We start from the raw sequence: 19055 nt of genomic DNA, 5'->3' as shown, positions 1-19055 counted from the left end.
TGGCGCTTATAAAGGTACATGTGCGGAAGGCGATGGCGAGATGCCGTAAAGCTTTGTGCGGATTAAGGCGTATCAAATTATGATTTAGACTCATGCGGCCGAGGCGGCGATATATCCGCCCCGGTCTCGCACTGAGAAAAAGGGCTAACAAAAATAGTATTTTTGATAGCTCTGATCACTGCCGCTTATAAGCAGACAATGTTCTCAGCCTGTGGACCTTTTGGTCCTTTGGCGATAGTGAACTCAACCTGCTGACCTTCGGTCAGGGTTTTGAATCCGTTGCCAGTGATAGCGCTGAAGTGCGCGAATACGTCTGGGCCGGACTCTTGTTGAATAAAACCAAAACCTTTAGTTTCATTGAACCATTTAACAGTGCCTTTAACTGTTTCGGACATAAAAATTTCCTGAAAAAAATGAATAAAAATTGCCTTGCGGGCGGTTTTTAAAGTGGAAAAACAAGACTGGAATTTAAAACTACAGGACGAAGATTATGAATAAAACATCGAGCGGAGTGTTAAATAAAACTATAGGCTTACTTTCTACCTTTTCGTGAGTCTATAGCTTTGTTTGTGGTTGTCAATAAATAATTTATTAAAAAATATTTCTAACGCCGGATGCGTTCGCCCCAGGTTTAAGGTATGTGCTTTGATTAGAACAGGTTGCGAGCGATCCAATGGCGAGTCCGAGGGCCGTTACGCGGGAGCGCTCAATCCGACATTGCATTCGCAGGTGGGCTCTGGAACCATGTTGACGGTTTAAAAAGGACTGAGTGATTGGTATCAGATGAAGCTGAATGAGCTGGTTATCCGCGCTGCAACGGCGGCGGACACGCCTGATTTGAGCAGGATATTTTTTGAGTCGCGCAAGGAGACGTTTTTCTGGATTGAGGCTGATATGTTTTCAATCCATGACTTTTTGGGTAGCGTTCGGGACGAAGAGGTGTATGTCGCCGATCACGAGGGCGTGGCGGTGGGATTTATCTCTATCTGGAAGCCGGAGAGCTTCATTCATAACCTGTATGTAGACAAGCCTTTCAAAAACAAGGGCGTCGGTACGGCGCTGCTGGAGTTTTGCCGTCAGCGATATGCCTCGCCATTGCAACTGAAAGTCGCCGCCCAAAATGAGCCTGCAGTAGCTTTTTATCGTCATCGCGGCTGGCGCGAAATCGAGCGCGGTGTCGAGTTGCCGACAGGCGAATATCTGTTGATGCACTTGACCTACGCCTGAGTCGCCCCCACAAAAGTGATCTGCGTCGTTACTTCAACTGCGTAAAAATAGTCAGATGCGCTGCGGGTGATTAGCGTCCCCTGCGGCAAAATCGTTATGATGAAAGCTATCTCCATAGTAAAGATGGAAACCCTATGAATCTGCAATTGATCGACCTGTTCTGGCTGACGCTTTGCGCCATCGCGCTCTGGGGATGGTGGGAGGCGCTAAAGGTTCGGGAGATCGCTCTTGGCGCTGCGAGGCGTCAATGTCAGGAGCTTGATCTGCAATTTCTCGACGGCAGCGTGGCCCTGCGTAAGCTGGGTTTGCGGCGGGATGCGCGGGGCTCTATGCGGCTGGCGCGAACCTATACGTTTGAGTTTTCCTCAACCGGGGAAGAGCGCTACAACGGCGAAGTGGACACTATGGGGCGCTGGGTCAAGGATGTGCGTCTGGATGCGCATCGCATCAGCTATCATTAGCCCCCTGCGAATAGTTAGCTTACAGGTTCCAGTTCGCGACGATATTGCCCCGGCGTTCGCCCGGTCCACCGCTTGAACGCCCGCTGAAACGCGCTCTGATCCGCGAACCCGAGAAAGAAGGTGATTTCCGACAGATCCAGACGCTTATCACTGATTTGCCTGAGCGCCAATTCCCGACGGGTGTCATCCAAAATCTGCTGATAACTGCGCCCCTCTTCCTGTAGCCGGCGTTGCAAAGCCCTTTCAGAAAGCCCCAACGTCTGCGCCGTTTTTTTCAGACTGATGTCGCCAGCCTGTAGCAGATCCGTCAGCGCCGCTTTCACTTTATCTCTGAAGTCCGCCTCCGGGTTGAGCTGCAACAGCAGGCGGTCGGCGTATTCGTCCAGCAGGGCCAGCATGGCAGGGTCATGTTGGCGTAAGGGAAGATCCAGATAGGCGACGGGAAAGCGCACTTCAATGCTGTCGCAGGAGAATTGCAGGGGGCAACGGAAAAGACGTTCGTGCTCCTGAATATCCTGAGGCCGCGAATGTTGAAAGCGGATGAGCGTGGGGGACACATCCGCGCCGGTTATCCAGCGGGCGAAAGTGGTCCAGCTGGCGATATTCTCTTCCGCGATATGCCGCGACAGGTCCGGCGAACAACTGTCCCAGCTCAGAATCACTTCATCGCCATCGAGTCGGTAAGTGGTGTGTCCGACATCACATACCAGTCGTTCGTAGCGCTCATGCCTTACGATTGCTTCCCGCAGGGTTTTACAGTTCATGACGCTGAGTCCGAGTACGCCGTACTGCCCGGGTTTGATCTGCTCGCCGACGTGCAGCCCGATGTTTGCGTCATGCAGCAGCGCCCCTGCGGCCTCCAGCATGGCGCCGAATAATCGGGTCGGAAGACGTTGCTGCGGTTCGCCAATGGCCGCTGCGGAAATCTGGAAAGGATTTAGAAATAAAGACGCATCCTGTCGTTTCAGAATGAGATAATCTACCAGGCCGCGGAGATAGGCGGCGGAAATCTGACTGTCTCGAATAATCATGGCGCGTCTTTAAGCTGCATGTTGGAACGAGTTTGTATTTTTTGCGTTCGCAGGCGAACTTATTCTACCCAACCTTTGCCTGCGAAGCGCAAATATGAATTATGAATGACGGCTCTATACAATTACCGCCGATTCTGTTTTAAATAAGCCGCCGCTCGTCACTAATCAACCACCCATATTGGAAAGTTGTAATTCGTGTCCTGGAATCAAGAACAAATTATCGCCATGGCGCCGGATAGCGCCTCAGTCAAAGCCGCACAGAAACTCACCAACACAAGTAAATGGCCGTTATTGGAATTTAACGATGACGCCATTTGGGGGCACTGTCAGGGAAGCGGTTCGAAGCCTTATATGTCCCGCATCGACCTGTCCGGTCCTGCATTCAAATGCTCATGCCCGAGCCGTAAGTTTCCCTGTAAGCACGGGCTCGCGCTGTTTCTACTGTATGCCCAGCAACAGAATGGCTTTACTCGCCAGCAAGACGCGCCCGATTGGGTTGCTGAATGGCTGGATAGCCGCGCCGACCGGGAACAGAAGAAAGTCGAGCGCGCCCAGAACAAGAAGCCGGTTGACGCCGCCGCGCAGGAGAAGCGTAAAGGGCAGCGCGAACAAAAAGTCAGTCGTGGCGTAGAAGAACTCTCGCTATGGGCTGAAGACGTAGCCCGTACCGGGCTGGCGGACCTGCAGAACAAGAATTACCAGTACTGGAAAAATCTGGAGTCGCGCATGGTGGATGCGCAGGCGCCGGGTTTGGCCAATCATGTGCGCCAGATGGCCTCTCTGGCTATTACCGGCGATCGCATGTCTGAGCTGGCGGCGTCGCTGAGCCGTTTGTATCTGCTGCTAAACGCCTACGGCAGAATGGAGCAATTGGCGGATGATCTGCAGGCGGATATTCGTACGCAAATAGGCTGGCCATGGAGCCAGGACGAGCTGTTGGCCACGCCGCCTGTGAAAGACGTCTGGTTGGCGCTGTCGCACAGTCAGACTCAGGAAGAGCGTTTGGTGATGCAGGTGATCCATCTTGTGGGGCTGGAGAGCGGGCGCATGGCCAAGGTGGTTAATTTCGCGCATGAAACGCAACGCGCCAGTCTGGTGATGGGATGGCGCGGCGGCCAGCTGATCCGAGGCGACGCTCACTTTTATCCCTCCGGTTCACCGTTGCGGGCGATATTTGCTGACGCCGCCACTCTGTCGCCGGAGCATATCGGCGATACGCATACGACCCCCGCCGGGATAAGTCTGGATGCGATGTTCAACCAGTATGAGCAATTACTCGCGCGAAATCCCTGGGTGGGTCCTTATCCCTTTATCGTGGACGCGGTGGTTCCCTGGCGGCAGGATGACGCATTCTGGCTGGTTGACGCTGACGGTAAAGCTGTGCCGCTGGCCGAACGCGCAGGGGATCTTTGGAAACTGCTGGCCGTCAGTGGCGGTCACCCGGTGCGCGTTGTAGGCGAGTGGTGTGGCGATCGTTTCAATCCCCTCGGCGTATGGGCCGAACATCAGTATTTCGATGTCACCTCGCGTCAGGCGCTCGCTGCTTAAGCGGCGCCTGAGCCGTCGGATCTATTCAGAAATTATCATGCAGGTCAGGAATCATCATGCAGGAATGGAACGATAGCGTTAAGCGTCTGATATTGGGCTGCGACGCCCAAGACGCGCCTTGGACCGCGCCATCAGCGGAGTTGGGCGCGGCGCTGGATAAAATGGCCGAGGAGCCGGCGGAGCGTCGCCTGCTGAAGGCCGCCGTTATGTTCAACTTTACGCGTTTGCTGGGACAGTCTCATCAGCGCGCTTTAGCGGTGGCGCCGGCTCAGAGTGACAGTGTTGAGCAATGCAGCGAACGTGCGGAAGAATTACTACGCGCCGCCTTGCGCGCCAAAGATACGCGTTTGCTGGCTGAGTATCTGACTACGCTGGCCGACGCCGGACGGGTGTCGCCGCCGGCAGCATTGGCGGATCTGTTTGACGCAGCGCTTAACCAGCCGCGATTGCAGGTCAGTCTGCGTCACGTCATGGGCGCGCGCGGGCGCTGGCTATGCGGACTCAACCCCAAGTGGGAAACGTTGCGCAGCGACGCTCCCGCATCGGAGGAACTGGCCCATCTCAGCGGCGTGGCCCGAGTAGATGCGTTTCGTCGTCTGCGTGAGGCGGACCCAGCCGCCGCGCTGAATCAGTTGAACGCGATCTGGAAAGACGAGCCCGCCAAGGAGCGCGCTGCGTTACTGGAAGTGATGAAAGTCGGTTTGAATCCCAACGACGCTGAGTTTCTGGCCGCCTGCGTTGATGATCGCAGCTTGCCTGTGCGATATCAGGCGACGCGGTTTTTAGCGCAGTTGGGCGATGCGTCCGTGTTGACGCCGTTACGGGAGTGGCTAGCCAGCGCTTTGCAGCTAAAAAAGGCTTTGCTGAAGAAGTCCCAACTGAACATTGAGCCCCCCAAGGATTTTGATAAATCCTGGGAGAAGTGGGGCGTCAAAGAAGATCTGTCGCATTTGCCCAATCGCACCAAGGTGGGCAAACGGGCGGGCTGGTTCTATCAAGTGCTGGCTTTGCTGCCTCCGCGCGTCAGCGCCGAGATTTTGCAAACGCCTTTAGAACAGACCATTGATCTGTATCGTCGCAGCGACTACGCGGAGGCCGCGCTGCTGGCCTTGTCCGAAGGCGCTATGCTGCACGGCGACGTGACTTATTTTGAGACGCTGTTCCCAGCGCTGACCGAAGTTGAGCGGACGGAATATCTGGGTGGGCTGGCCGCCGGCTTCGCCGCTGAAAAGATCGAGCCGCTGATATTACCGGCGCTGCAGGCGGCGATGAAGAAAGACAGTCAGTTCTGGCTGCCGGTTCTATATCAGCTCAAAGCCTTCTCTCGTCTGACGCCCAAATTATCTGAAGCCATCGCGGAGATGATTCGCGCCAAGATTCTCGAAGGTGAGAGTTGGTATTACGACGCTCACCAGACCATTGATCAACTGGCTTACCAGTTCTCGTTGACGTCTTACGAAAAAATCCGCTCCCTGCTGGAGCCCCTGCAAGACGATCGAACCAACCCTTTGCTGGCGGTGTACAAGAACCGCGTTGATTTCCATAAGGAGCTACAGTCATGACCGAACAAGCCATTCTAAGACAGCATGCGGAGCAACTGTTCCAGCAGGAACTGGAGGCATTGCGTGAAGTGGACAAGCGTCAGCGTCCTGCTAACTGGGCGCTGTCCCCTTGGGCGGTATGCACTTATCTGATGGGCGGCAAGCTGGATAACGGCTTTGAAGTGACGCCTAAGTACATAGGTTCGCGGAGACTGATGGAAATCGCCGTGGCGACGCTGACTACCGATCGCGCGCTACTGTTATACGGCGTGCCCGGTACGGCGAAATCCTGGGTGTCCGAGCATCTGGCGGCGGCGGTGTCGGGAGATTCCACGTTAGTCGTGCAGGGCACCGCCGGCACCAGCGAAGAGGCCATGCGTTACGGCTGGAACTACGCGCAACTGTTGGCTCACGGTCCCAGCCGGAATGCGTTGGTGGAGTCTCCGCTGATGCGCGCCATGTCTCAGGGTAAGATCTGTCGTATCGAGGAATTGACGCGGATTCCGTCCGACGTGCAGGACACGCTCATCACCGTATTGTCGGAAAAACACCTGCCCATTGCCGAGCTCAATGACGAAGTGCAGGCAGTGCGCGGCTTCAACGTTATCGCCACCGCCAACAACCGCGACCGCGGCGTCAACGAACTCTCCAGCGCCCTCAAGCGTCGCTTCAACACAGTGATTCTGCCTACGCCCGCCACCATCGAAGAAGAAGTGAGCATCGTCTCCAAGCGCGTCAGCGATATGGGGCGGGCGCTGGAGTTGCCGGTGGAGGTCAACGCCATTGCTGAAATCCAGCGTGTGGTGACCATCTTCCGCGAACTGCGTGAAGGCAAGACCCTGGATGGCAAGGAAAAGTTGAAGTCCCCCAGCGCTACGCTCAGCACTGCTGAGGCCATTTCTGTCATGAACAGCGGCATGAGTCTGGCCCATCACTTTGGCGACGGAAAGCTATCGGCTTCAGATCTCGCCTCAGGCTTGATTGGCGCCGTGGTGAAAGATCCTGTGCAGGATGCGGTGGTTTGGCGTGAGTATCTGGAAACGGTGGTGAAAGAGCGCGACGGCTGGAAAGACGTCTATCGCGCTTGTCGCGAACTGAGTTGAAACATCCAGTCTGACGAACGCGCGCCCTAAGCAAGCGCTGCTATTTGCGGCGGAGCCATGATGGCTTGAAGGCGCGCGCCAATAAAGGGCGACAAGCGAAGCATGCTTATCAACGACAAGATTTTATACCTCGGTATCCGCCATCACGGGCCGGGCTCCACCGCCAGCATGTTGAAGGCGCTGGCGGATTTCCAGCCGGAGATTCTGCTGGTGGAGGGACCGCAGGAAGCGGAGCCATTGTTGGAGCACCTGCACAACGAGCAGTTGCAGCCACCGGTGGCGCAATTGATATACGCCGGCGATGACTACCGCGACAGCGTGTTCTATCCATTCACGGAATTTTCGCCGGAATGGCAGGCCATGCATTTTGCGCGACGCAATAATCTTCCGTTGCGTTTTATAGACCTGCCGCAAACCCACAGTCTGGCGTTGGCGCGGCAAGCTCGACAGGAAGCCGCGGCGGCTGCGGAAGCGGCCGAGCGGGAGATGGCGCAGCAACAGAGCGCAGAGGCGTTGGATGAAAGCTCTGCGAGCCAGAATGAGGCGGAATCTGATGCGCCTGCGGCGGAAGCGCTGACTGACGAGAACGACGGCTCTGAACAGGACAGCGAGCCCAGTATCGATTCATTGGCCCTCAGCGGCGATCCTCTCGACGCGTTGGCGGCGGCGGCGGGATTCTCCGACGGCGAGCGCTGGTGGGAGCATGTAGTGGAGCAGCACAGCCAGGGCGCTGAAGTGTTCGCTGCGATCGCGGACGCCATGGGAGCGTTGCGCGCAGAAGCCTCCGCACAAAAACTCAGTGATCGTGAAGCGCGTCGCGAAGCCTGGATGCGCTCGATGGTGCGCAAGGCAGAGAAAGAAGGCTTTCAACGTATCGCGGTGATTTGCGGCGCCTGGCACGTTCCGGCGCTGGTGCGGAAGGTCGCCGTCAAAGACGACAACGCCCTGATCAAAGGCTTGCCCAAAATCAAGCTGAGCGCCACATGGATTCCCTGGACCTACGACCGTATCAGTTATCGTAGCGGCTACGGCGCAGGGGTGGACGCCCCAGGCTGGTATGAGCATATCTGGCGATACGCGGTGCGGGAGGGAGAAAACGGCGCGCCTGTCCGTGACGGCATCTCGGCTTCCTGGCTGGCCCGGGCTGCGCGGGAGTTGCGCGAGCAAGGTTTTGACGTGGCGCCTTCCAGCGTCATCGAAGCGGTGCGCATGGCGGATACGCTGGCGGCGTTGAGGGAAAAGCCGCAGCCCAGCCTGGATGAAATGAATGAAACCATCCAGACCCTGTTCTGCTTCGGCGACGCCGCCCCTCTTGCGTTGTTGCAACGCAAGTTGCTGGTCGGCGACCGCATTGGAACCGTGCCGGAAAATTTACCTAAGACGCCGCTGCAGGCGGACTTGCAGGCCCAGCAGAAGTCCTTGCGCCTGAAAGTGTCCACGGTGGAGGAAGATCTTGAACTGGATCTGCGCAAAGACAATGGCAAGCTGCGCTCCGCGTTATTTCATCGGCTTAATTTGCTGGGAGTGAAGTGGGCGCGTCTGGTCAGCGATCGCAGCGGCAAGGGCACGTTTAAAGAAATCTGGCGTCTGCAATGGCAGCCTGAGTTTGAACTCAACCTGATTGAACAGAGTCTATGGGGCAATAACATCGCCACCGCCGCCATGGGATACGCTCTGGAACAGCTGCGCAACGCCAGCAAATTAAGCGATATCACCGCCTGGGTGGATCGTCTGCTGCTGGCGGACCTGCCGGACGCCATTCAGGATGCGATTATCTTCCTGCAACAGCAGGCCGCCACGGTTAATGATGTGGACCAGCTGATGGCGGCGCTGCCGCGACTGGTGAACATCGTGCGCTACGGCGATGTGCGCGGTGCGGATACGTCAATATTGCATCATGTCATCGAAGGCTTCTGCGCCCGCATCAATATCGGGTTGGTCTATCAATGCCGCAATGTGGATGAGGACGCCGCCAAGGCGCACGCCAAACTGATCGCGGACGTTTCGGACGCTCTCAAGCTCTATGCGGACGCAGAGCGTCTTTCTGAGTGGTGGCGAGAGCTGTCTCGCCTGGCGCGGCAAACTGAGGTGAATGGCGTGATTCTGGGGCGCTGTTATCGATTGCTGCTGGGGGCGGATCAGATCAGTGGCGAGGATGCCGCGAATGCGCTGTCCTTTGCGCTGTCTGCGGCGGAAGAGCCCGCTCACGCAGCGGCCTGGATCGAAGGCCTGCTGGAAGGTTCCGGATTGCTGTTGATTCACGACGACCGCTTGTGGACGGTGCTGGACGCCTATTTATGCGCCTTGCCGGAAGAACGCTTCATGCTGTTGCTGCCGTTGCTGCGCCGGACGTTCTCCAGCTTCGCCAATGGCGAGCGGGCGAACCTGAAACGCAAATCTCGCTCCGCCACGGCGACCGCCGCGGGGATTATTGCTGACCCTGATTTTGACTACAGCCGGGTGAACGCCATGCTGCCTTTGCTGGAAACCCTGCTTGGCCTTGGCGCCAATAATGATACGGAGAACTCATCCTCATGACTCTGCTTTCCGAACGAGAAAGACGCTGGCGGCTGTTGCTCGGCGGCGATAATCAGGACAACGCGTCGATGAGCGCCGAAGATATGCAGCTGGACCAGATTCTCAACGCGCTGTACGGCTCTGACGACGAGCGTGGCACGGACTTATCCTCGTCCGCGCCGAAGGTGGCGCGTTGGCTGGGAGATATTCGCGAGCGTTTCCCCAGCTCCGTCGTGCGGGTGATGCAGAAAGACGCTTTCGAACGTCTGAATCTGGAGCGCATGTTGCTGGAGCCGGAGATGCTGGAAGCGGTGCAGCCGGATATCCATCTGGTGGCCAATCTGATGTCGCTAGGTCATCTGATTCCGGAGCGCTCCAAGGAGACTGCGCGGCAAGTGGTGCGCAAGATTGTCGAAGAGTTGATGCGCAAGTTGCAGAGCAACACCGAGCAGGCCATTCGCGGTAGTCTCAATCGCGCCATGCGCAAGCAGCGCCCGCGTCATGCGGATATCGACTGGGCGCGCACCATTCGGGCGAACCTCAAGCACTATCAGCCGGAATATCGCACCATCGTGCCGGAGCGTTTGATCGGATACGGGCGTAAGCAACCGAGCGCGCTCAAGGAAGTGATGCTGTGTGTGGACCAGTCCGGCTCCATGGCGTCGAGTGTGATCTACGCCAGTATTTTTGCGGCGGTGATGGCGTCCATTCCTGCATTGAAAACCCAGCTGGTGGTGTTCGACACCGCCGTGGTGGATCTGACGGAAAAACTGCAGGATCCGGTGGATGTTTTATTCGGCGTGCAACTGGGCGGCGGCACGGATATCAACAAAGCCGTCACCTATTGCCAGCAGCAAATCACCAAGCCGCAGGACACCTCGTTCATTCTGATCACGGATCTGTATGAAGGCGGCGACCAGAAGCAACTGGTGCAGCGCGTGGCGGAGCTGAAACACGCCGGCGTTAACGTCATCACTTTACTGGCGCTGAATGATGACGGCGCGCCGTACTTTGATAAACGTCTGGCGCAACAGTTCGCCAGTCTGGATGTCCCCACCTTCGCCTGCACGCCGGACCAGTTCCCGGATCTGATGGCGGTGGCTTTGGGCGGCGGCTCGGTCGCGGACTGGACCGCGAGTCAGGATATTGTAATGGAGCGGCAAGGGTAGCGCGGCCTTGCCGCGCGCTGCGCTCATCCAGTTCTGATCACCGCGATCATCTGCTGTCGTCTCAGGTCAATAACCTCGGCGTGAAACATCTATAATCAAACTGTCTCCGCAACAGAAAATGTCCACACTGGCGCAGGCCGGTTATGTATGGACTTAACGGAGTGTTCGGATGCAGTTTGAACTTCAATACTTATTACTTGCGTTAGCGCCTGTATTTCTCGGTTTTATTGCCTGGGAGGCGTGGTATCTCAACGGACGAGGGGAGCAGTTTCCGTCTGCGCGGTACACTTGGCCGGATACGCTCAGCAACGCAGCATTGGCGTTAATGCATGAGGGGGCTGAGGCGGTGGCCGCCATCGTGCTGATTTATGTGTACGATGCGGTTTTCGCGATACGCCTGTTTGACATCCCCGCTACCTGGTGGAGTTTCATCCTGTTGTTTGTGCTGCAGGATTTTTGTTACTACTGGTTTCACAGAGGAAGCCATCGCATTCGCTGGATGTGGGCGTCCCATGTCGTGCACCATTCTTCCGAGTCCCTGAACCTCTCCACTGCGTTCCGGCAGAGCCTGACTTATCCTGTTTCCGGCATGTGGCTGTTCTGGCTGCCAGTTATATTGGTCGGGTTTACGCCACAGCAAGCCGTAACAATGGTGATGCTGAGCCTGGCGTTTCAGTTCTTTATTCATACTCAAGTGGTGAAGCGGCTCGGCTGGCTGGAGGCTGTTTTTAACACCCCCTCCCATCATCGCGTGCACCATGCGCGTAATCCGGAATATATCGACATGAACTTCGCCGGCATTCTGATTGTCTGGGACAAAGTGTTCGGCACCTTTGTCGCGGAGAAGGAAGAGTCGCCTTGTGAATATGGCGTGGTGAAACAGGTGCGCAGCCACAATCCACTCATACTGACATTTCATGAGTGGCGGGACATGTGGCGTGACGCCCGGGCTCCCGGGCTCACTCTGGGGGGCAGATTAAGGGCGTTATTTGGTCCTCCCGAGTCGGCGCCGTCTGAGACGCTGCCTCAGGCACAGACCAAGGCGCAGCTGAATGCGACCTCCACCTGAATGCAGACTTTTTCGACTCCCTGTCCCTGAATCCACTATAGTTAATGGACACATAGGCGACGGCCGCTATGCGTCGTAAAGAGTATGGGAATCAGAGGGTTGTAGCATGTTTGAAGCAGTGGAGCTGGGGCGTAAGCTGGACAAGAAGGACTACAAGAAGCAGGCGGCTTATTACAGGGACAAGCTGTTGTTCGCGCAGTTCGCCCTGGTCAATGCGGGCGTGCCTGTCTACATCTTGCTGGAAGGCGTCGACAACACATGCAAAGGCGAAGTCGTCAACCTGCTGAATCAATGGCTGGATACACGGGGGCTGGAAGTCACCGGTTTTGGCCCCAAGACGGATGAAGAAGCGGAGCGGCCCCGTTTCTGGCGTTATTGGCGCACCTTTCCCGCCCGTGGGCGCTTTGGCCTGTTCTATGGCTCCTGGTATACCGGGGAGCTGATCAAACGCTCTCTGGAAAAGCAAAGCAAGGTCGACTTCGACAGCCATATGCTGCGCATCAATCGTCTTGAAAGCATGCTGGCTCAAGACGGCGCGCTGATTCTGAAGTTCTGGCTGCACACCTCCAAGGCGTATCAGAAGCGCAAGTTTAAAGAGCTGAAAAAGGACAAACACGGCCGCTGGCAGGTGTCGGAACTGGACGAGGCGTTGCACGAACGGTATTCCGATTACATCAAGGCCGCCGAGCGCGCGGTGCGCCTGACCGACCAGCCTGAAACCCCATGGATCGTGGTGGAGTCCGAGGATGACTACTTCCGCAATATCATGGTGGCGAAAACGATTCTACAGGCGTTGGAAAAGCGGTTGGCTGAGGAGCAGGAAGAGGTCGAAACGATCAAGGTCGCCTCCGGCAAAAAACCTCCCGGCGACTTTCCAACAGAAACTGTGCTGAACCAGATCGACCTGTCCGCAGACCTGTCGCGGGAGGAGTACGAAGAGCGACTGGCGCTGGCGCAGACGCGGTTGAACAGTCTGAGTTGGCGCGCCTATCACCAGGGCGTCTCTACCGTTTTGTTGTTCGAAGGTTGGGACGCGGCGGGGAAGGGCGGCGCTATCCGGCGCATTATGGAGGCGGTCGATGCGCGCATCGCCAGAGTCATATCCATCGCCGCGCCGACGGATGAGGAGAAAGCGCATCACTACTTGTGGCGTTTCTGGCGACATGTGCCGCGGGCGGGGCGCGCCACCATCTATGATCGAAGCTGGTACGGACGGGTGCTGGTCGAGCGTGTGGAAGGATTCGCCAGCGTAGACGAATGGCGTCGCGCTTATTCAGAGATTAATGATTTTGAAGAGCAGCTTTGCGATCACGGTAATGTGCTGCTGAAGTTCTGGCTGCATATCGATCAGGAAGAGCAGCTAAGACGTTTTGAAGAGCGTAAGGCGACGCCTCGTAAGCGATACAAAATCACGGATGAGGACTGGCGCAACAGAGAAAAATGGCCCGCTTATGAACAGGCGGCCCACGAGATGATTATGCGCACCAGTACGGACTATGCGCCCTGGACGCTGGTTCCCGCCAACAGCAAACGACATGCCCGAGTAACGGTGCTTGAGACGTTGTGCGACAGGTTGGAGAAAGCATTGCAGGAAAAACGCGGGTAGCCAGGGCGGTCTGCGCCCTGACTCCTTCGGTGGTGGTTCATTTCAAACTAGATCGCTGGCGCGGGGCGCTGGCTTCACGCTGAAACGTCGGCTCCGCGTCCCGCAGGAAATCGGCGATGAGAGGGCAAACCTCCGCGCCCTTGTCCTCGGGCAGAAAATGGCCCGCGTCATCGAAAGTCACCGCAGTGTGATGGTTGAGCAACTGCATCCAGGTGCGCAACTCTCTCTCCTGAAAGGCGAAGTCTTTCATCCCCCACAATAACAACGCAGGAATGTCGGCGATGTTGGCGCGCTTTTCCCAGAGTTCTTCCAGCCACTCGTCCGCTTTGATGATCTGCTTGGGAAACACCCAGCAGCCTTTGCGCTCCGCAGGGTTTTTCAGCGGCTCCGAATAGTGTCTGTAGACATCTGCGCTCAGTTTTTTCTGCACTGCCTGCTTGAGCAATACGCTGACGAAAACATTGAAGCGTTTGATCATGAAGCGTCCGAGCAGTCCCCCCATCAAGGCGCTGAAGGTCTCATACTTAACATCGCCGTGCGCGGACCACATCCAGGTGTTCATAATCACCAGCCGGCGCACGTTATGAGGGTTGTTCAGAGCGTAGGAAAGTCCGATAGGGCCACCCCAGTCCTGCACCACCAGCGTGACGTCCTGCAGGTCCAGTTGCCTGATCAGAGTCTCCAGATTCTTGGCGTGATCTTGCGGCAGATAGGACCAGTTGCGTGGCTTGTCGGAGAGGCCGAAGCCGAGATGATCCGGGACAATACAGCGATATTGTCCAGACAGACCCTTGATCATGTTGCGATACAGAAAGGACCACGTGGGATTGCCATGCAGCATGACAATAGGCTTGCCCTGACCTTCGTCGACGTAATGCATGCGTCCGGGTCCGAGCTCAATATAGTGCGATGTGAAAGGGTATTCCTCTCTATTTATCCATTGATCGTCCATGGCGGCTCCATTTTTAGGATTTTAGCCTGATTAAAGGAGTAATCTTCTTGAAAGCTATAGGATTAATAGTTATACGTACGGCGCTTACCCATCAGGCGAACAACTGCGCGCTTCACGGAAATTCCTTATCGCCGGGAAATCTGTCGGAATGATGGAAAGCCTTCTTACTTTAAATGAGACAGATGCTTGCGACCAGAGGAAAATTGCCGGGAAGGCGATGGCGCGGCGGGTGAGCCGCGGGCTGTACGCATCAATCTTGTGCGGTGAAATATGATAGAGCGGAGTTTGGAAATAAAAGCGTCTCCCGAGATGCTGTTTGATCTCAGTCAGGATTACAGTAAACGCCTGGCGTGGGACCCGTTTCCAGAATCTTATCGCTTTTTAAATGGGACACAGCCTGCAAAGGGATTGCAGCTTGAAATCGTTGCGAAAAACGGTTTCTCCATGACCGTGGAGTATGTCTCTTATAAACGCCCATTCGTTGTCGCGATAAAAATGGTGCGCGGCCCCTGGGCGTTTGCAAAGTTCGCCGGCTCCTGGACATTCCAGCAAATATCCCCCGACAGCAGTAAAGTGACCTTTAAATATAACATCATTGGCGCCCCATCATGGCTGCGTTATATCGTGACGCCAGTGATTAACTTTGTATTTGGTCGTAGCGCTGAACGTAGACTGTCTGCGCTTAAACATTATGCTGAAGCTATTCAGTAATAATTCAAACAGGTTGATCTACCAAAGGACTAATATGTTAAGCAGTTTTTTTAAGCGCCGTGCACTGAATAAATACTTGCGAGTGCTGCCGTCCGTATTGCGTAAGGATTATGGCGGCGGTCCTCAATATACAGTTGGACAGATTACGACAGCGATTTCCAAATACGGTTTGTCAGGCAAGTATATTCATTACGCCGTCGCGCTGTTTGCCGTTCAGGAAAATATTGAGGTTATTTTCACTGAGCACTTTCCAGAACAGGAATACGAGAGAGTCCGCAAAGAGTTGGCGGACAGGTTTTTCGCTGGGGATATAGACTTCAAGGTGAATATCAGAGGGTTCTCTCCAACTGGGAATGCTCCAGGAGGAACGCCAACCTGTGGCGGATCGGATTAAAAGTGTACGGGAAGTTTAATGAACAAAATCCACAATATGATATTGGCGCTGCTGATTGCCTTATCCATTCTATACGCGCTTTTTCAAGCGTATCTGAATCTACAAGGCGTTGATGTCTCGGACTCAACAGACATTGTGTGGAGCCTGGTGTTTGCATCGCTAGTTGCTCTTTGGGTATCCAAGGACCCCAAGAGACAATACTTTAAAGCGCCATTCGAGTTTCATGCATTTATATTTTTTCTGTGGCCGTTTACTTTACCGTACTACCTGGTAAAGACCACGAGGTGGCGTTGGTGTTGCTCAGTATCTGGGCTTCTTGGGAATGAAACTGCTGTCATTTTTTGGCGGTGTCGCCATTTATTTCTATTATTCATAAAAGGTTGGTCGGCTAAATGTAATGTATTTGTTAGCGTTGTATATACATTAATAAAGCAACCTGAATGTAAGCTGAACAAGGGTAAATTATAAGGTTTGTTTATAGAATAGGTATCTGTTTAGAATGCTTGGCGTGAGAGTTGATCACCTTCTTGTTAGCTCTCTCTCATCTTTTAATTCAATGTGGAAGAATCCAAGAGTTCTAGAGATATAACTATGAATAAACAAGTTTTAGCTGGCAGTCTTTTTACGCTCTCTGTTTCGTTATTTGGTTGTGGCGGAGGTGGCGGCTCCAGTAGCAGTCAGCCTGCTGACACGTTGGTCATTAATAGTGAAAACGCGCCGAAGATAGCCGCCATTGTTGTCGCCGCTGATTTTACTGGTGGTTTAGAAAACGGTATCGATGATGCGTCTGATTTTGCGGCCATTCCGGTGCAAAAGAAGTATTTTGAGGCGCTTGACGATGGGCGTTTTGAGCGCAATACAACGGGAGGCGGTTTATCTGTTAGTTGCGAGCACAATGGTACGGTCACTATGGATATGACCTCAATATCAAATGACGGTGGCGTCTCAACTACTTTTTCGGGAACCTTTGCATTTGATAACTGTAGTGACGACGGCGATTTTACCTTGAATGGCGCCTTATCGACTGCTGGCGACAGTTATGATCATGGCTCAAGGAGTAACTCCAATACGAGTGGAAGTGTGAGTTTGCGTGACCACTATACTGGCAAGAGCGTCACTATCGGCGACATCAAAATGGCGATGAACATAGAATATGGCGAATACAATTACAGCCAGTCCTATTATGTCAGCGGTTCAATGATTGATAACAAGAGGTTTAGCGTTATGACCAGACAGCAAGTGTCAGGTGTTGTTGACCACGCGCCTACTGCGGGCCTCCTTCAGGTTAACGGCGCGGAAGGCTCAGGTTTCACCATTGAGTTTGATTCCGTCGGAGACGGCGTTTGGATCGACCATAGTGGCGGTCGTGGGACCTACTACTCATACGCAGAGCTGAAAGAGTTGGCCGGGGACTGATCTCCGTATAACATGACGCCCAATTCTTTTTTGGACTTGAGTTTTTAGATGCATCAAAACCGACAAGCACTGGCGTTAGGATCTCTGATATTTTTCGCTTTCGCATTTGTGGCGTTCATTCTTCTGGCGTTATGGGGATGGCCAAAGTACAAAATCTACAAAATGGAGGCGGACGGCTTAGCCGCGCTGCGGGAAGCGGAATGGACCAAGAAGATTCTGATAGAAGAAGCCAAAGCCAAGGAACAGGCGTCGCTTTTGCAGGCGAAAGCTCAAGTCACGTTGGCCGAAGCGGAAGGCAGGGCGACGATTGCGCGCGCCAAAGCCGAAGGGCAGGCGGATATTGAAAGGGCCAAAGCCGCCGCCGAAGCCAACAAAATAATCGGCGCGTCACTGAAAGACAATGAAGCCTATCTGCGCTACGTCTGGATTAAAGGCTTGCAGGACGGGAATGGTGAGCGGATTTATATTCCTACCGAAGCCGGGCTGCCGATTCTGGAAGCCGGTAAGGCCAAGTAGGGGCGCCGCTGGTTCATTATTGCCCACTTGAGCACGATGAAGCCCTGCGTCTGTGTAAGTAATGACGAACTTATTGCGCTTCATGACAGGCGCAGTGGCGATTGCCAATTGAATGCATGGAACCCATGAAATCAAAGACCCCCATTCCACAAGAACGCAATGAAACGGTCAGGCGGGAACTGATGTCCGTGTTGCAGGACGGCGCTTTTACTGTCGGCTCTTTATCAAAGCTGATAGGAAAATCCGAAAAAGAAATTTATGGTCATCTGGAGCATTTGCAGAAGACCGGTTATCTGAACATTGAACCTGCTCGCTGCGGCAAGTGCGACTATGTATTTGAAGACCGCTCCCGAGTCAAAAAGCCGGGTAAATGTCCCAAGTGCAAAGGCACTTTTATTGACGAACCGGTATTCTCCGCAAAGTCCCGATAGGGCATAGATAAAACGTTTGGAGGCGACTCATGCAAAGCGAACAGGCGTTGCGCGAAACAATACAAAACTATCGGCAGGCCCTGCGCCGGTATTTGCTGGACTTGATCGCGAAGATCAAACCGTCGCCTTATAACGAAGATATCTACGCGTTCATTATCGATGTGCGCATACATCACTATTACTGTGTGGTTGGCGTAAATAATCTGGCTGGCTATCAGGCCTTTACCGGCAGTGAGAGTCACTCCGCCGCAGATTTACTGGGTTTTAGCGGACGCAAATTCAATGTGGATGACTTTCCCATTCGGGCGGAAGGCAATGATGAGCTGGAAGAATTCAGCGTATTGTTTAATGAAATCTGTCGTGACTATTTTGATGCGTCGGAAGACGCGGATGCAGGAATGGATGAGCGGGAAATCGCCGGGCGTCTTCTCTCGCTCCTCCCTGATCTCTACCTGGAGGCGCACGTTGAAGCTCTGAAAGACGTCAGCGCGGAGTTGCGCACGATGAACACAGTCGATGACTTTGTGGCGTTTGTCGCGGCGAGTTGGGACCTGGATGAAGCGGAGAGTGTGGCTCTGGCCAAACAAACCATCGCTGACGACCTGTTCGATAAAGTGTTCGAACCTTCTCAAGTTATCACCGTGGATGAGCAGGACCTGTCCGACTTTGACGCATTGCTGCAAAAGGTCGCTGACCACTACCTGTATACCGGTTCAGACCGACCGATTCTGCATGCCGACCTGATTGGCAAATATGAAAGCGCGCTGGCGGACGCCAGACCGCAGATAGATGACGCATTGATCGGCCGGATCAACGATCTTCTCATCGAGGCGAAAGCTAAGAGCAAGAATCAAGACGAACCTTACTTCATCAATTTGTTTGAAAAAGAGGGCGCGTTTCTGTCTGCTATCTGTGGTCTCTTTTTCGTTAATCCTGCGCCTTGCCAGGCAACGGAAAAGCGTCTGCTGGAGTTGCTCGCCCTCGTTTGCGCAGAACCCTACCGCAGTACTGGCGACACCATGTCCATCGCGCCTTCTCTCATAGCGGATGTCCTACACGCGCTGAATGCAACGCGCTTTCCTCTATCGGACTCCTGCATGACAACGTTCTATCTGCAAAACTACAAAGCGTACTTGTCGTAACCGTTCACACCATTGGCGTCGGTATGTTGCCGGAAGTGAGAAAAAACGATTAAGATCAATTCGATAGGCGCTTTGGCCTGACTGTCGATCCAGGCTACGCCGAACAGCGCAGGAATCGCGCGCACCATTAAAATGGACTGGTTTGACGATGTTGAAAGACGCTTTTTATTTCACCTGTACAGAAATGTTTCCCCTTTTCCTTCGTTCTGATCCTGCGCGCC

The 19055-nt window shown here is 54.5% G+C and carries 19 protein-coding genes; 15 read left to right on the top strand and 4 right to left on the bottom strand.

Annotated elements, in window-relative coordinates:
- Positions 1-185: 185 nt before the first annotated feature.
- Positions 186-395, bottom strand: coding sequence for a cold-shock protein (locus ACQYWX_RS24520; protein ID WP_279505890.1), 210 nt, complete (start codon positions 393-395; stop codon positions 186-188).
- 388 nt (positions 396-783) lie between these two features.
- Here ACQYWX_RS24520 and ACQYWX_RS24515 point away from each other — a divergent pair, with 388 nt between their 5' ends.
- Both ACQYWX_RS24515 and ACQYWX_RS24510 read left to right on the top strand, forming a co-directional pair.
- Positions 784-1227, top strand: a complete 444-nt coding sequence (locus ACQYWX_RS24515; protein ID WP_431686678.1) for a GNAT family N-acetyltransferase — start codon at positions 784-786, stop codon at positions 1225-1227.
- A 134-nt stretch (positions 1228-1361) separates the two neighbouring features.
- On the top strand, positions 1362-1688 hold the full coding sequence (locus tag ACQYWX_RS24510; protein WP_431686677.1) for a DUF3301 domain-containing protein: 327 nt from the start codon (positions 1362-1364) through the stop codon (positions 1686-1688).
- 14 nt (positions 1689-1702) lie between these two features.
- Here ACQYWX_RS24510 and ACQYWX_RS24505 read toward each other — a convergent pair whose 3' ends face one another.
- Positions 1703-2719, bottom strand: coding sequence for an AraC family transcriptional regulator (locus ACQYWX_RS24505; RefSeq protein WP_431686676.1), 1017 nt, complete (start codon positions 2717-2719; stop codon positions 1703-1705).
- Positions 2720-2914: 195 nt separating this feature from the next.
- Here ACQYWX_RS24505 and ACQYWX_RS24500 point away from each other — a divergent pair, with 195 nt between their 5' ends.
- The 7 genes from ACQYWX_RS24500 (at position 2915) to pap (ending at position 13272) form a co-directional block, all read left to right on the top strand.
- A complete protein-coding gene (locus ACQYWX_RS24500) occupies positions 2915-4267 on the top strand; it encodes an SWIM zinc finger family protein (RefSeq protein WP_431686675.1) in 1353 nt (450 codons plus the stop codon).
- A 56-nt stretch (positions 4268-4323) separates the two neighbouring features.
- Positions 4324-5829: a DUF5691 domain-containing protein gene (locus ACQYWX_RS24495; protein WP_431686674.1), complete on the top strand. Its 1506-nt coding sequence runs from the start codon at positions 4324-4326 to the stop codon at positions 5827-5829.
- On the top strand, positions 5826-6911 hold the full coding sequence (locus tag ACQYWX_RS24490; protein ID WP_216737000.1) for an ATP-binding protein: 1086 nt from the start codon (positions 5826-5828) through the stop codon (positions 6909-6911). The genes ACQYWX_RS24495 and ACQYWX_RS24490 overlap by 4 nt, the downstream gene beginning before the upstream one ends.
- Before the next feature lie 102 nt (positions 6912-7013).
- On the top strand, positions 7014-9449 hold the full coding sequence (locus tag ACQYWX_RS24485) for a DUF5682 family protein (protein ID WP_431686673.1): 2436 nt from the start codon (positions 7014-7016) through the stop codon (positions 9447-9449).
- A complete protein-coding gene (locus tag ACQYWX_RS24480; RefSeq protein ID WP_431686672.1) occupies positions 9446-10597 on the top strand; it encodes a VWA domain-containing protein in 1152 nt (383 codons plus the stop codon). Before ACQYWX_RS24485 ends, ACQYWX_RS24480 begins: the two co-directional genes overlap by 4 nt.
- A 169-nt stretch (positions 10598-10766) precedes the next feature.
- Positions 10767-11666 carry a sterol desaturase family protein gene (locus ACQYWX_RS24475; RefSeq protein WP_431686671.1) on the top strand — a complete coding sequence of 300 codons (900 nt, stop codon included), beginning with the start codon at positions 10767-10769 and terminating at the stop codon, positions 11664-11666.
- A 106-nt stretch (positions 11667-11772) separates the two neighbouring features.
- Complete coding sequence (pap, locus tag ACQYWX_RS24470; RefSeq protein WP_279505909.1) at positions 11773-13272, top strand: polyphosphate:AMP phosphotransferase; 1500 nt, start codon at positions 11773-11775, stop codon at positions 13270-13272.
- 37 nt (positions 13273-13309) lie between these two features.
- Here the strand turns inward: pap and ACQYWX_RS24465 are convergent, their stop codons facing one another.
- Complete coding sequence (locus tag ACQYWX_RS24465; RefSeq protein ID WP_431686670.1) at positions 13310-14224, bottom strand: alpha/beta fold hydrolase; 915 nt, start codon at positions 14222-14224, stop codon at positions 13310-13312.
- A gap of 285 nt (positions 14225-14509) precedes the next feature.
- Between ACQYWX_RS24465 and ACQYWX_RS24460 the strand changes: the two genes are divergently transcribed.
- The 6 genes from ACQYWX_RS24460 (at position 14510) to ACQYWX_RS24435 (ending at position 18834) form a co-directional block, all read left to right on the top strand.
- The gene (locus tag ACQYWX_RS24460) at positions 14510-14935 is read left to right on the top strand and encodes a type II toxin-antitoxin system RatA family toxin (protein WP_431686669.1); all 426 of its coding nucleotides are present in this window, start codon (positions 14510-14512) and stop codon (positions 14933-14935) included.
- A 34-nt stretch (positions 14936-14969) separates the two neighbouring features.
- On the top strand, positions 14970-15329 hold the full coding sequence (locus tag ACQYWX_RS24455) for a DUF6559 family protein (RefSeq protein WP_431686668.1): 360 nt from the start codon (positions 14970-14972) through the stop codon (positions 15327-15329).
- A 591-nt stretch (positions 15330-15920) separates the two neighbouring features.
- Positions 15921-16745 carry a hypothetical protein gene (locus ACQYWX_RS24450; protein ID WP_431686667.1) on the top strand — a complete coding sequence of 275 codons (825 nt, stop codon included), beginning with the start codon at positions 15921-15923 and terminating at the stop codon, positions 16743-16745.
- A 48-nt stretch (positions 16746-16793) separates the two neighbouring features.
- On the top strand, positions 16794-17261 hold the full coding sequence (locus ACQYWX_RS24445) for a hypothetical protein (protein WP_279505917.1): 468 nt from the start codon (positions 16794-16796) through the stop codon (positions 17259-17261).
- A 125-nt stretch (positions 17262-17386) separates the two neighbouring features.
- The gene (locus ACQYWX_RS24440; RefSeq protein ID WP_431686666.1) at positions 17387-17692 is read left to right on the top strand and encodes an ArsR family transcriptional regulator; all 306 of its coding nucleotides are present in this window, start codon (positions 17387-17389) and stop codon (positions 17690-17692) included.
- Positions 17693-17721: 29 nt separating this feature from the next.
- Entirely contained in the window at positions 17722-18834 is a 1113-nt protein-coding gene (locus ACQYWX_RS24435) for a hypothetical protein (RefSeq protein WP_431686665.1), read from the top strand.
- On the opposite strand, the gene ACQYWX_RS24430 is transcribed toward ACQYWX_RS24435, so the two are convergent.
- Positions 18813-18962 (bottom strand): hypothetical protein, encoded by a 150-nt coding sequence (locus tag ACQYWX_RS24430; protein WP_431686664.1) that lies wholly within the window; start codon positions 18960-18962, stop codon positions 18813-18815. The two genes, ACQYWX_RS24435 and ACQYWX_RS24430, sit on opposite strands and share 22 nt — an antisense overlap.
- Positions 18963-19055 lie beyond the last annotated feature (93 nt).

Source organism: Hahella sp. NBU794 (assembly GCF_050749805.1).
Classification (GTDB): Bacteria; Pseudomonadota; Gammaproteobacteria; order Pseudomonadales; family Oleiphilaceae; genus Hahella.
Note: the sequence above shows the minus strand (reverse complement) of the source record. Positions and strands in the feature narration are given on the sequence as shown.